Origin of the sequence: Pseudoalteromonas sp. MMG007 (assembly GCF_018100985.1) — a bacterium.
Lineage (GTDB): Bacteria > Pseudomonadota > Gammaproteobacteria > Enterobacterales > Alteromonadaceae > Pseudoalteromonas.
On sequence record NZ_JAGJEI010000001.1, the window covers coordinates 592576 to 606538 of the forward strand.

General features: G+C 40.5%; 14 protein-coding genes. 11 read left to right on the forward strand and 3 right to left on the reverse strand.

Features of this window, described 5'->3' with window-relative positions; genetic code table 11:
* Positions 1-74 precede the first annotated feature (74 nt).
* Together J8L71_RS02810 and fliD are read left to right on the forward strand one after the other, a co-directional pair.
* The gene (locus J8L71_RS02810; protein ID WP_210999172.1) at positions 75-509 is read left to right on the forward strand and encodes a flagellar protein FlaG; all 435 of its coding nucleotides are present in this window, start codon (positions 75-77) and stop codon (positions 507-509) included.
* Positions 510-566: 57 nt separating this feature from the next.
* On the forward strand, positions 567-1973 hold the full coding sequence (gene fliD, locus J8L71_RS02815; protein ID WP_210999173.1) for a flagellar filament capping protein FliD: 1407 nt from the start codon (positions 567-569) through the stop codon (positions 1971-1973).
* 87 nt (positions 1974-2060) lie between these two features.
* Here fliD and J8L71_RS02820 read toward each other — a convergent pair whose 3' ends face one another.
* Both J8L71_RS02820 and fliS read right to left on the reverse strand, forming a co-directional pair.
* Positions 2061-2357, reverse strand: coding sequence for a hypothetical protein (locus J8L71_RS02820; protein ID WP_210999174.1), 297 nt, complete (start codon positions 2355-2357; stop codon positions 2061-2063).
* Positions 2358-2361: 4 nt separating this feature from the next.
* Complete coding sequence (fliS, locus tag J8L71_RS02825) at positions 2362-2763, reverse strand: flagellar export chaperone FliS (protein WP_210999175.1); 402 nt, start codon at positions 2761-2763, stop codon at positions 2362-2364.
* A gap of 359 nt (positions 2764-3122) precedes the next feature.
* Between fliS and J8L71_RS02830 the strand changes: the two genes are divergently transcribed.
* Positions 3123-4559 carry a sigma-54 dependent transcriptional regulator gene (locus J8L71_RS02830; protein ID WP_210999176.1) on the forward strand — a complete coding sequence of 479 codons (1437 nt, stop codon included), beginning with the start codon at positions 3123-3125 and terminating at the stop codon, positions 4557-4559.
* Between the two features lie 165 nt (positions 4560-4724).
* Here J8L71_RS02830 and J8L71_RS02835 read toward each other — a convergent pair whose 3' ends face one another.
* Positions 4725-5336 (reverse strand): DNA-3-methyladenine glycosylase I, encoded by a 612-nt coding sequence (locus J8L71_RS02835; protein WP_210999177.1) that lies wholly within the window; start codon positions 5334-5336, stop codon positions 4725-4727.
* 132 nt (positions 5337-5468) lie between these two features.
* On the opposite strand from J8L71_RS02835, the gene J8L71_RS02840 reads away from it, so the two are divergent.
* The 8 genes from J8L71_RS02840 to fliJ all read left to right on the forward strand — a co-directional run bounded on the left by J8L71_RS02840 (position 5469) and on the right by fliJ (position 13870).
* Positions 5469-6581 carry an ATP-binding protein gene (locus J8L71_RS02840; RefSeq protein ID WP_210999178.1) on the forward strand — a complete coding sequence of 371 codons (1113 nt, stop codon included), beginning with the start codon at positions 5469-5471 and terminating at the stop codon, positions 6579-6581.
* Positions 6578-8002, forward strand: a complete 1425-nt coding sequence (locus J8L71_RS02845) for a sigma-54 dependent transcriptional regulator (protein ID WP_210999179.1) — start codon at positions 6578-6580, stop codon at positions 8000-8002. Before J8L71_RS02840 ends, J8L71_RS02845 begins: the two co-directional genes overlap by 4 nt.
* Before the next feature lie 157 nt (positions 8003-8159).
* A complete protein-coding gene (fliE, locus tag J8L71_RS02850; protein ID WP_210999180.1) occupies positions 8160-8492 on the forward strand; it encodes a flagellar hook-basal body complex protein FliE in 333 nt (110 codons plus the stop codon).
* 20 nt (positions 8493-8512) lie between these two features.
* A complete protein-coding gene (gene fliF / locus J8L71_RS02855) occupies positions 8513-10228 on the forward strand; it encodes a flagellar basal-body MS-ring/collar protein FliF (RefSeq protein WP_210999181.1) in 1716 nt (571 codons plus the stop codon).
* The gene (gene fliG / locus J8L71_RS02860; RefSeq protein ID WP_210999182.1) at positions 10221-11261 is read left to right on the forward strand and encodes a flagellar motor switch protein FliG; all 1041 of its coding nucleotides are present in this window, start codon (positions 10221-10223) and stop codon (positions 11259-11261) included. The genes fliF and fliG overlap by 8 nt, the downstream gene beginning before the upstream one ends.
* 3 nt (positions 11262-11264) lie before the next feature.
* A complete protein-coding gene (gene fliH, locus J8L71_RS02865) occupies positions 11265-12071 on the forward strand; it encodes a flagellar assembly protein FliH (protein ID WP_210999183.1) in 807 nt (268 codons plus the stop codon).
* Between the two features lie 18 nt (positions 12072-12089).
* Positions 12090-13424, forward strand: a complete 1335-nt coding sequence (gene fliI / locus J8L71_RS02870) for a flagellar protein export ATPase FliI (RefSeq protein WP_210999184.1) — start codon at positions 12090-12092, stop codon at positions 13422-13424.
* Positions 13424-13870 (forward strand): flagellar export protein FliJ, encoded by a 447-nt coding sequence (fliJ, locus tag J8L71_RS02875; protein WP_210999185.1) that lies wholly within the window; start codon positions 13424-13426, stop codon positions 13868-13870. Before fliI ends, fliJ begins: the two co-directional genes overlap by 1 nt.
* Positions 13871-13963: the final 93 nt, after the last annotated feature.

Genomic DNA, 13963 nt, shown 5'->3' on the forward strand with positions numbered 1-13963 from the left:
TTGTGGTTTAAGGGCATAAATTAAGCTATTGTTAATCAAATAACTATATACGTTAGGTAAGTTTAGGAGGCGTTATGAACACCATTACTTCAAACGCAGAAGTTACGATAGCATCAACATCTTTGACGGGTGAAAGTAAGCAGCTAAGCCAGTCTGCATCAACTTTAACTCAGCGTGCTGTTGATGACGTAAATAAATCAGACGGTTTAGGTGCACAAAAACTGTTAAATAATCAGTTCACACAACAAAACTCTGATACAAATAGTTCACAAAACCAACAGCTTGAACGTGAGCAGCTTGAAAAGGTGGCGCAACAATTGCAGGAATTTATGGGTGACATGAACCGCAGTCTGCAATTTCAAGTTGATGAAGACTCAGGCCGAGACGTTATTAAAATACTAGACAAAACCAGTGGTGATGTAATTAAGCAGTATCCTTCAGAAGAGGTTTTAAGCTTAGTATCAAAGCTTTCGGAATCTGCTGGTATTTTGATAGACCAGACTGTTTAGTGGTTATTGCTACACGTATATAGTTAGTTTATTTTTAGGTATTTAAAGAGGTGAAGTATGTCTATTTCGTTTAATGGTTTAGGCTCTGGTTTAGCGGTATCCGATATAGTGGATGCACTCGTTAATTCAGAGCAAGCACCTGCTGAGGCTCGTTTAAATACTACTGAGAGTAACTTAACTACTGACATTTCTGCTGTAGGCGCACTAAAATCTGCTTTGGAACAAGTGCAAACTGCGATGGAAGCGCTAGGTGATGCAGATAATTACCAACAACGCAGTACATCAGGTAATGATGATTTTGTTTCTATCAGTGCTGATGAAGACGCACAGCCAGGTGGTTATTCTGTAGAGGTCAATAACCTTGCTACGGAGCATAAAATACTTTCAGAAGCTTTTGATGCTAACACTGCTGTGGGTGAAGGTATTATGACTCTTAGCTCAGGTGACAATAGCTTTGATGTTGAAGTGTCTGACACTGCGACCTTAAGTGAAATCAGAGATGCGATTAACGACAGCAATGATAACGATAGTATCAACGCAACAATAATAACTGATGATACCGGCCAGCATTTAGTACTTTCAGCCAAAAATAGCGGCCTTGAAAGCGAGATAAAAGTAGAAGTAACAGATATTGACGGTGACAATACAGATACGAACGGTTTATCCCTGTTAGCTTTTGATTCTGCAGGCGTTCAAAATGCATCTGAAATTATCGCTGCTACTGATGCATCAATTACAATTGATGGCTCACTTACTGTAAGCAGTTCTTCAAATACATTTACTGATGTGATAGATGGCATCACTATAACTGCAAAAAAAGCACATGATACTGATGATGACTTAAGTGATATCTCCATAACAGAAAATAACAACAATATTCAGTCAGGCTTAAATAACTTTATTTCCAGCTATAACGAATTACTTGAGCTTAGTAATACTCTCGGCGCTTCAAGTGAAGATGGTGCCGGCGTGATGGCTGGTGATTCGTTATTGCGTGGCGTTATGTCTAAATTACGAGAGCAGATAACTGACTCTGTAGATTTAGGTAATGGTAACTCATTGTCACTTTCTCAGCTGGGGGTTGAAACAGATCGTTACGGAGTGTTGACGCTTAATACTGAAACATTAAATGACAAAATTGATGAAGATGTAGATTTAGTGCAACAGTTTTTTATTGGCAGTGATGAAGATGAAGGTGGCTTTGCCCAGTCGTTTGATGAGCTTATGAGCTTTTATACAGACACCGATGGTATTATCCAAAATCGTATTGACAGTAAAACTAATCAATTGGAAGATGTAGATGATCAGCGCCTCAGTCTTGCAAGTAAAATGGAGTCGTTGTCTGATAGATTATACGCTCAATACAACGCCATGGATTTACTCGTTGCGAATCTTAACTCCACTAGTAGCTACGTGCAAGCTCAGCTTGAAAATATGCCAGGTGTAGTGAGTAACAACTCTTAACTATAAATACTATATATCAGGCATAAAAAAACCGTTTTAAAACGGTTTTTTTATGCCTGATATTTACGTTTAATACTGTGTTAGTAATTAAACCGACTTGTATGCTGAAATGGCTTTCCCCGATTTTTTTTGTCTAATTATAGCTTTCGATGATTCATTTTTTTTAGCCATTGCCTGCTTGTTTATCTTATTTATAGCAGCGTGTATAGCCTCTAATTCTTGAGTATTTGGCGGGGGGGCACTTTCGCACCAGCTCTTAAGCTCACTATTTAAAGTATCCATAATTGGCATAGCTTCATCTGCATTATTACTTTGAACTAATGCTTCAATATTATTAAGCAGTACATTAATACGTTTTGCTTTAGCTGAAAGGCTTTGTCCCATAGCCCTATTCCGCTGGAATGCGTTGATCTGTTGGAATACTATCCCAACCTTCTTTTATTTCTTTAATGATGCTTGAAACTTCAACGACTGCTTCAATATCATTATTTATATTAGCTTGCGTTAATTTACGCTGGCAGTAGGCATAAAGCGCCAATAAATTATCAGAAATACTAGGGTCTTGCTCAACCTCTAAGTTAAGCGCATCTTGCAGCGCACCTAAGAGTAAAATGCATGCTGAAAGGTTTTCACCTTTTTTTTCTATTTCTTTGCGTTCAATAAAACCTTTAGTGGCGGCCAAGCGACCAATAATATTACTAAAAATAAGGTTTATTTGTTCATACGGCGCCATTTCTGCAATATTACTTGCACGAACTTGACTGTATTTCTTCAGTGAGACATGAGCCATGGGTGATCCTAAATTTAACTACTAAAATTATGTAAAACTTATATCAAAATAAAAGCAATATTAATGCCAAGCGTCTTACATCTTAATAGTTATCGGCATTATTACTTGCAACTTAAGTAAATAATAGCCTATATATTTTACATATAAGCTAATTTGTACTTTAAAATTTTAAGTGGGCTTTTTGTATAAGGTCTTTATAAACTGATACTTAATGATTAATTCTTAAGTATGGTTAATTTACTAATCCGTCTGTTTTTTGGCGTTTATGTCAAAAAACTGCCGCTATTGCTTGCATCCGTGCTGAACTGGCTTACAATTTAACTAATTAAATAAATTAGTGAAAGTACGGCTCGCTAACTATGATCTTGATTTTAGATAATAATAACAATCGCTCAATAGGATTAAACGCATCACTTACCTTTATAGGTGAGGCTGTACAATTGCTAGATGAGTCTAGCTTTGAGCAAATATGCAGTAAGTATCAGCAGCAAGAGTGCATCGTAATTTTAGGTGCATTGCAAAGCTTAAATCACGAAAGCTTAATTAAACGCTACCCAACACTCCCTTTTTTATTAATTGGTGAAACACTAAAGCCACTACTAAGCATTGCAAATGTTGTAGGCTTGATTTGTGAGCCTTTTAACCACGAAGTAACCACGCAGCTGCTGCACGATTGCCAGCAATATCAACGTATGCTGCCAACCGACCATAAAGGCCATAAACCTCATAAAGCATTTGATGGCTTAGTAGGTGAAACAGAAGCCGTTAAAGATGTGCGCTTTTTAATTGAACAAGTGGCTAAAACCGATGCAAACGTGCTTATTTTAGGGGAGTCGGGTACAGGTAAAGAGGTTGTAGCGCGCAATGTGCATTTATTGTCTAAGCGAAATACTGGGCCGTTTGTGCCTGTTAACTGTGGTGCAATACCAGGGGAACTACTCGAAAGTGAGCTGTTTGGGCACGAAAAAGGGGCGTTTACAGGGGCTATATCAGCGCGTAAAGGCCGTTTTGAACTTGCTCAAGGTGGCACACTATTTTTAGATGAAATAGGTGATATGCCGCTGCAAATGCAAGTTAAGTTACTTAGAGTACTGCAAGAGCGAAGCTATGAAAGAGTAGGTGGCACAAAAGCCATTCAGGCTGATGTGAGGGTTATTGCCGCTACTCACCGTAATCTTGAAAATATGATAGAAGAGGGAAGTTTTAGGGAGGATTTATATTATCGCTTGAATGTATTCCCTATCGAAAACCCTTCTTTGAGTGAGCGTGCTGATGACATTCCGTTACTATTAAAGGAGTTAATGCGCCGTGTTAATGAGCAAAGCGGTACGACCGCTAAATTTACAGAGCGCGCGGTTGAGAGTTTAAAAGCACATGCTTGGCCTGGAAATATTCGTGAGCTTGCTAATTTGGTTGAGCGTATGGTTATTATGTTTCCTGAAAAGGTGGTTGATGTACCTGATTTACCCAATAAATATCGTTACATAGAGGTAGATGCCTATGAACCAGAGTACCCTGAAGAGCTTTTAGAAAAAGATGCCTTTAACGATATTTTTAGCACTGGCTTTAGTGATTATGACTCTGAACCCGAAGCTGAATTTACTAACCAAGGTAGCGGACTATTACCTGAGGACGGTATTGAGCTTAAAGACTATTTAGCGGAGCTTGAAATTAGCTTAATTACTCAAGCACTTGAACGCTTTGATTATGTTGTGGCACGCGCCGCAGAAATACTAGGTGTGAGGCGTACAACACTCGTCGAAAAAATGAAAAAGTATAACTTGTCGCGAGACTAATAGTGCACAAAAGACAAAATACTTTTTCTTCATATTCATTGTCGCTATCACTTTACGAACTTTACCCATTGCGCATGCAGCTTTGGGTTTGAAAGATAAATACACACTTGAACCTTGGCGGTAGACGCCAAGCTTGCTCGCGTGAAAAGCGCAGCTTCTAATTACTTAGCTGTACTTACTCATCGACTTGCTAAAAGCCTCAATAATTTCTTTTTTTCTAAAACAATCATTACTATGGTCGTTAACCATACCGCATGCCTGCATATGTGCGTATACCGTTGTAGGGCCTAAAAACTTAAAACCACGTTTTTTTAAATCTTTTGCAAATGCGGCAGAAGCTTCTGTAATTGCAGGGTAGTCATCAATACTATTTAAATCACTAATAGTTGGCTTATTACCTACAAACTGCCATTGGTAATGACTAAAACTACCAAATTCTTTTTGAATTTCTATAAATCGTTTAGCATTATTAACGGTTGCAGAAATTTTTAAGCGGTTACGCACTATCCCTTCATCAAGCATGAGTCGCTCAACGTCCTGTACTGTATATTTAGCTACTTTGTGCACATCAAAGTTAGCAAATGCTTTTTTGTAGTTTTCACGCTTTTTTAAAATGGTATACCAACTTAAACCTGCTTGCGCCGACTCTAGCGTAATAAATTCAAATAGTTTTGTATCGTCATAAAGTGGCACGCCCCATTCTTCATCATGGTAAATAACGTAGTCTGGTTTAGTGGTGTCGAGCCATGGGCAACGGCACTTTTTTTGCTTACTCATTGTTATTCCTTTTAGTGTGCGTCATTTTTATGTCGCTTAAAATTAGCATGTAACTTAATGAAAAATATATAAATAAATCTTGGTATAAATCGTGCTTTTAGCCCTATATCTACATCTATTTGAGATTTGATTATGGCTCTTGCAAGCGTGTTAAAACCACAGTTTATTTCTGCAAATCAGTATAACCCATGTTTACTTCAAGAGGAGTACATTGGTGAGTTAAGCGATCTGCGTAAGCAAGCTAGCTGGCTTTCGCATTTAGTAGACACTATGCCCGCAGGTGTGGTGGTGCTAGATGGCAAAGGCATGATAGCGAAAGCAAATCAAATAGCGATAGATATGCTTGGTGAGCCATTAGAAGGTGAGAAGTGGTTTAATGTGATTCAGCGCTCTTTTCGTCCGCATCAAGATGATGGGCACGAAGTGTCACTTAAAGATGGGCGTTTAATAAAGTTGGATATAACCGCACTCGCTCCTGAGCCTGGCCAACTTATTTTAATGACTGATTTAACAGAAACTCGTCGATTACAAAAAAGAGTTGCCCATATGCAGCGGTTAAGTGCGCTGGGTAAAATGGTTGCGTCATTGGCGCATCAAGTTCGTACACCTCTTTCTGCTGCTATGTTATATGCAGCTAATTTAGGCTCAAAACGTTTGCCGGAAGCTTCTCGTGACAACTTTCAAACTAAATTAATGTCGCGATTAAAAGATTTAGAGACCCAAGTTAACGACATGCTGCTATTTGCAAAAAGTGGTGATCAGCAAGTTGTTGAGCAAGTTTCCATGCAGCAGCTATTAACAGAGGTTAAAACTGGCGCGGACGCTATGGTAGCCCTTAATAATAGTGAACTAGATGTCAGCCTACCTGAGCCAGACATACAAATTGTGGGTAATAAAACTGCGCTTGCGAGCGCGATTCAAAATTTAGTGCATAACAGTATTCAAGTTATTGGCAATGGCGCAGTGGTAAAAATAACGGCTCAAACAGATTCACATGACTCAAATATGGTACGAATTAGCGTCTGTGATAATGGCCCAGGCGTTGATTTAAGCCAAGGCGATAAAATATTTGAGCCATTCTTTACTACAAAAAGCCAAGGCACAGGCTTAGGACTTGCGGTTGTAAGTTCTGTGGCTAGTGCGCATCAAGGCCGTGTTGACGTGGTTAATAATGAACACGGGGGAGCCTGCTTTAGTATGTTACTTCCCATTAATACCACATCTAAATTAGAGGAATCATTATGAGTAACACTATTTTAGTTGTTGAGGATGACGCAGGCTTACGCGAAGCCTTAATTGATACACTTGAAATGTCGGGTATTGAATGTGTAGCTGCAAATAGTGCAGAGCAAGCAATGCTACTACTTAAAAAAGAGTCATTTTCACTAGTGGTAAGCGATGTACAAATGGGCGCAATGAGTGGTCTTGATTTACTACGTAGTATTAAATTAAATTATCCAGACTTACCTGTATTAATGATGACCGCGTATGCAACAATTGATGATGCAGTAGAGGCAATGCGCTTAGGGGCTATTGATTATATGGCAAAACCATTTGCACCTGAGGTGTTACTAAATATGGTGAGCCGCTACCTACCTGAAAAACCTAAAGATACAGATGGCCCCATTGTGGCCGACCCTACTAGCATTCAGCTACTTGAGCTTGCAAGCAAGGTTGCCCGCTCTGATGCAAGTGTTATGGTGCTTGGCCCTAGTGGTTCAGGTAAAGAGGTACTCGCACGTTATATTCATGATAAATCAAGCCGTAGTAGTGAACCTTTTGTAGCAATTAACTGCGCAGCAATACCAGAGAACATGCTTGAAGCAACCTTGTTTGGCTATGAAAAAGGTGCTTTTACAGGGGCTATTCAAGCTTGCCCAGGTAAATTTGAGCAAGCACAAGGTGGCACTATTTTACTAGATGAAATAACCGAAATGGATTTAGGTCTACAGGCTAAACTATTACGTGTGTTGCAAGAGCGCGAAGTAGAGCGTTTGGGTGGTCGTAAAACAATTCAATTAAATGTACGTGTGCTTGCAACAAGTAACCGCGATTTAAAAGAAGCCGTGGCAGATAATCAGTTTCGAGAAGACTTATATTACAGATTAAATGTGTTCCCGCTTATGTGGCGGCCTTTATGTGAACGCCCTGGTGATATAATTGTGCTAGCTAAACACTTAATAGAACGTCACTTAAGTAAAAGCAAAGAGCCGATGGCGTATTTAGATAGCGCGGCCGAGCAAAAGTTACTTGCTCATGCGTGGCCTGGTAATGTACGTGAGCTCGATAACGTAATTCAACGTGCGCTTATACTGCGCAGTGGCGACACAATAAATGAGCATGCTATTTTTATTGAAAATTTAGCGCCGAGCAATTTTGTTATTCCACAGACTGAAAAAAGTGAAGTGGTAGAGAAAAAGTCGTTGAGTAGCGCTTACTATGATCAGCAAAGTGCTGATGTAATGCCCCAGCAAGATTTACCGACACCAGACACCGGCAGCTATAAAGACGAGCTAAAAGATAAAGAGCATCGAATAATTTTAGAAACGTTAGCGCGTTGTCAAGGTAAACGCAAAGACGTAGCCGAAACGCTCGGTATTAGCCCGCGAACCTTACGTTATAAATTAGCGCAAATGCGCGACTTAGGTATTTCACTTCCAGCATAGCTCCCTTTGAGCCCTAAATTCGAACTACGAATTTAGGGTTGTCAAAACTCTGACTCACAAAGTAACGCGTTAACATACTGTATTTAAAGGTTTATTTATTTGGCATGCTTTGTGCTTAATTACCTTTAAGAGTTAACTGCACCGTCAGAGAAAAATTATGAAAATTCAAAACAGCGCTGTATTTCAAGAAATGCAATCAATGGCCTTAGAAGCTGGCCGTAGTAATCAAACAAATAAGCTGCCTACTCAGGTTCAATCACCTTCAAGCGCACAGTTTGGCGATATGTTAAGTAATGCACTAAATACAGTACATGAGCTACAACAAGACACAGGCCAAAAAGTAAAAGCCGTTGAAATGGGCGACCGCAGTGTATCGCTTGCCGATGCAATGATTGCTTCGCAAAAATCATCAGTGGCATTTGAAGCAACAGTACAGGTTCGTAATAAACTTGTAGAAGCTTACAAAGAAATCATGAACATGCCTGTTTAACTAGGTAGTGGAGAATTATTGTGGCGCAATCTAATCAATCAACAGACCTTGCACTTGCTGGTGGTACAATCGAGCAAAGCGATGGCGATAGTCAACAAGAGCAAAAATCGGGCTATTTAAGTGCGTTAAATGGTGTTGATGTATTACGCCAAGTCACGCTTGTTATTGCATTAGCTATTTGTTTAGCTATCGCTATTTTTGTTATTATTTGGGCTCGTCAGCCAGACATGCGTCCATTAGGTAAAATGCCTACAGAAGAGCTTATTCAAACGCTTGATTTTTTAGATGCACAAAAAATTGAATACCAACTTGACGGAAATGTCGTATCGGTTGATGAAAGCGAATACCAAAATATTAAATTATTAATGGCACGCGAAGGGCTAGAGCAAGGGCCTACATCTGGTAGCGATATTATTATGCAAGATATGGGCTTTGGTGTAAGCCAACGCTTAGAACGTGAACGTTTAAAGCATGGCCGAGAGCAACAACTTGCCCGCACCATTGAAGAGCTTAACAATGTAACTCGCGCCAAAGTATTGCTAGCTATACCAAAAGAAAACGTTTTTGCACGTAGAGAAAAAAAGCCATCAGCCACAGTGGTACTTACTCTCAAACGCGGCAGAATGCTTGATGGTGAAGAAATTGACTCAGTTGTTGATATGATAGCGTCAGCCGTTCAAGGCTTAGAGCCTGCTCGTGTAACGGTAACCGATCAAAATGGCCGCTTATTAAATTCAGGCTCACAAAGTTCATTAGCAGCGCGCTCTCGTAAAGAGTACGACCTTGAGCGTAAACGCGAGCAAGAATATTTAGAAAAAATAGATAGCATACTTATTCCGGTTGTAGGGTTAGGTAATTACACCGCTCAGGTTGATTTAAGTATGGACTTTAGCGCTGTAGAAGAAACTCAAAAACGTTATAACCCCGACTTACCCGCTGTACGTAGCGAAACCACATTTGAAGAAAGTAACATAGGTGGTCTAGCTGTGGGTATTCCTGGTGCGCTGACTAATCAGCCTCCGGTTAATTCAAATATTCCTGAGGTCGCAGGGCAAGGCGGAGCAGGCACTGCCACTTCTCCAACACGCAGCCATAAAGAGGCAACGCGTAACTACGAGCTAGATACAACTATTTCCCACAAACGCCAACAAACCGGTGTAATACGTAGAATTAGTGTGTCGGTTGCTGTTGATTATCTACCTAAAGTAGGTGAAAACGGCGAGACAACAATGGCTCCTCGCTCGGTTGAGGCATTATCAAATATTCGTCGTTTACTCCAAGGCGGTGTTGGCTTTGATATGCAACGAGGTGATGCGCTTGAAGTAGTTACCGTACCATTTGTAAGAGAAGCGACTGATTTAGATTTTGAAGTCCCGCTTTGGGAGCAAGACTGGTTTATGAAAATAGTCCGCCTTGTACTTGGTGCCTTAGTTATTATTGTATTAATAATGGCAGTAGTAAAACCAATGCTTAAACGCTTAATTTACCCTGATGATACTCTAGAAGAGTACGACGAAGATGCATTAAGCTCAGGCTTAGATATTGGCGACAGTACGCTCGATATGCTAAATAAAGACTTTGATTCTGCTTCGGTTGGTTTCTCAAGTGATGGTACACTGCAGTTACCGGATTTACATGGCGATGAAGACTTACTTAAAGCAATTCGTGCCCTTGTCGCTAACGAACCAGAACTATCATCACAAGTAGTGAAAGCGTGGTTAACAGAAGATGACTGATCAAGAACAAAAACAACTCCCGCCATCGTTTGATGTTGATAAACTAGACGGTGTAGATAAAGCCGCTATATTACTTTTGAGTTTATCAGAAGAAGATGCCGCGCAAATACTTAAACACTTGGAGCCAAAGCAAGTACAGAAGGTGGGTATGGCGATGGCTGCGCTAGATGATTTATCGCAGGCTAAAATAAGTGCTGTACATAATTTGTTTATAGAGCAAATTCAAAGCTTTAGTACTATTGGTTTTCAGTCAGAAGACTTTATTAAAAAAGCGCTTACAGCCGCTCTTGGTGAAGATAAAGCCGCGAGTCTTATTGACCAGATTGTTATGGGATCAGGGGCTAAAGGTTTAGATTCATTAAAATGGATGGACTCTAAACAGGTCGCCAACATTATTCGCAATGAGCATCCGCAAATTCAAACAATTGTACTGTCGTACTTAGAGCCGGAGCAGTCAGCTGAAATTATTGCGCAATTTCCTGAAAAAGTGCGTCTTGATTTAACTATGCGTATTGCCAATCTTGAAGAAGTACAACCAGCTGCTTTACAAGAGCTTAATGAAATTATGGAAAAACAATTTGCCGGCCAAGCAGGTGCGCAAGCAGCTAAAATGGGTGGCTTAAAAGCTGCGGCAGATATTATGAACTACCTAGATACAAACGTAGAAGGGCAGTTAATGGACTCTATTCGTGAGCATGACGAAGAAATGTCGCAACAAATTCAAGATCTGATGTTTGTGTTTGAAAACTTACTGGACGTTGAAGATCGTGGTATTCAAGCAATATTGCGTGAAGTTCAGCAAGATGTATTAATGAAGGCCATTAAGGGCACAGATGATGCGCTTAAAGATAAAATACTTGGCAATATGTCTAAGCGTGCAGCCGAAATGCTTGCTGATGATTTAGAGACAATGGCACCTGTGCGTATAAGTGAAGTAGAGGCTGCACAAAAAGAGATTTTATCAACTGCGCGCAGATTATCTGACTCAGGTGAAATTCAACTTGGTGGCGGTGGTGGTGAGGAGTTCTTGTAAACCATGAGCAAACTCAAAGGTCATACCCTTCGCGCTGACGAAGCTGATGAATTATTAAAAAACTGGGCTATTCCTGATGTAGCTCCAGACGAAAGTAGTTTTGGCGATCGCTCTACTGCTTATGGCACCCCTCTGAGTGAGCTTTACAAAAAAGAGCTCGAGGAGGAGATGCCCGCTGATGAACCCGAAGAGCCAGAACTCCCTTCATTAACTATGGTTGAGCTTGAGCGTATTAGACAAGACGCGTACGAGGAAGGGCTCAAACAGGGTCATGAGCAAGGTTACATAGATGGCTTTGAAAAAGGCGTCGGTGAAGGCAAAGACGCTGGCTACAAAGAGGGCGTTGAGCTTGGCAAATCACAAGGTCATGAAGACGTTAAACCGCTGATTGAAGAGCAGTTAACGAGTTTAAAAAGCATTTTAGAGAGCTTAACCATCCCCCTCAATAAAGTAGATGAACAAGCAGAAAAGCAATTAGTACAATTAGCAAGTATGTTAGCCGAAGCTGTTATTTATCAAGAAGTAAAAACATCGCCCGATGTTATTTTACATACCTTAAAGCAAAGCATTGATTCACTTAATGCTGAACAAGAAAAAGTACGCATACATTTACACCCAGACGACCTTGCCCTTATAAAAGAGAGTTACGGCGAGCAAACAATTGCTGATAATAATTGGCAGCTAGTTGCAGAGCCAACGCTTGAGCGCGGCGGCTGTGAGGTGAAAACAGCACAATCGTCGCTCGATATGACCCTAAAAACACGTGTCAAAGAAACGTTGGATAGTTTTTTGCATAATAGTGGTATCTAATTTCATTTTTGGCGTGTTATGTCACAGCAACGTGCACCTTTAAGCGAACGCTTATCTCAATACCAACAACATATAAAAACTCCAGCGCCGGCTGTGGCCGGTATTTTAACGCGAGTGGTAGGCCTTACTTTAGAAGCTAAAGGTTTGCGTGCACCTGTTGGTAGCCAATGCAAAATTGAAACAATGCACGGCTTTGTTGATGCTGAAATCGTCGGGTTTAATGATCAAACACTCTATTTAATGCCAAATGATCATATTTCTGGCGTGTTACCTGGTGCCAGAGTTATTCCTCAAGTAAATGATACCGGTTTACCGGTGGGAATGAGCTTACTAGGTCGCGTAGTTGATGGTTTAGGCCGTCCTCTTGATGGGCTGGGTAAAATAAATGCCGAACATCATTTAAAGTTTGCTCAAAACACAATAAACCCCCTCTCAAGAAGGCCAATTAGTAAACCTATGGATGTAGGTGTGCGTGCCATCAACTCCGTAATTACAGTAGGGCAAGGTCAGCGTATGGGCTTGTTTGCAGGCTCTGGTGTTGGTAAGTCGGTGCTATTAGGAATGATGACCCGAGGCAGCGAAGCCGATGTAATTGTTGTTGGTTTAGTCGGTGAACGTGGGCGAGAAGTAAAAGAATTTATTGAAGAAATACTAGGTGTTGAGGGACGTAAACGCTCAGTTGTTGTTGCAGCCCCTGCTGATGCTTCACCCCTTATGCGCTTAAAAGGCTGTGAAAGTGCAGTTACCATTGCCGAATACTTTAGGGATCAAGGATTAAATGTATTGTTGTTACTTGATTCGGTAACGCGTTATGCCATGGCGCAACGTGAAATAGCGCTTGCTGTAGGCGAGCCACCGGCTACTAAAGGCTATCCGCCTTCAGTATTTGCAAAGCTTCCTGCATTGGTTGAGCGCGCTGGTAATGGTGGGGAAGGACAAGGCTCTATTACCGCCTTTTTTACTGTACTGAGTGAAGGTGATGATATGCAAGACCCAATAGCCGATGCTGCTCGCGCTATTTTAGATGGACATATTGTGCTTTCTCGAGATTTAGCCGACAGCGGACATTACCCCGCTATAGATATTGAAAAGTCGATTTCGCGTGTTATGCCGCAAGTTGTGTCTGAACCGCATATGCAGCAAGCTCGCGTGTTAAAACAAGTGTATTCGATGTATCAGCAAAACAAAGATATGATCACTCTTGGCGCCTACCAAAAAGGGACCGACCAAATGCTTGATCAAGCGATAAACATGATGCCAAGAGTAAATGCGTTTTTACAACAAGGTATGCGAGATGTGATTAGTTACGACGACGGCTTACTTGGTCTTGCTCAGTTATTAGGACAAGCATAATGGCTAAAAATAAACTCGATTTATTGCTAAAGCTCGAAAACGACAAAGAAGAAAGTTTGCGAATGAATTACTTACAAGCAAATCAAAACCTGCAAGCAAACCAACAGAAGCTTCAAGGGCTAAACGACTTTAGATTGGAGTATTCACAACAATTACACTTAAAAGGTAAATCGGGTTTATCGAGTGCCGGGTTTGGTCAGTATCATGCGTTTATAGCTAAAATTGAAGAGGCTATTCGCCAGCAAGCAAGTACAGTAAATACAGCAAAGCAAGTTGTTACCCAGCGAAAAGCACTATGGTTAAAGCAGCAAATTAAGGCAAAAGCGGTGGCTAAATTAATCGAAAAACAAAAGCTTAAAGCCAGTGCTTTAATAGCAAAAAATGAGCAAAAAATGTTAGATGAGTTTTCGGCCAACCAATTTTTTCAACGTCGTAAATCTTTATAAATTAGGCACGTTAATTGCTTTGTTACTCGGTGGTATTTAATTTTTGGCAATATGCGGTGGTACATTGCCGTAATAGTATTAGGTGATTTATGG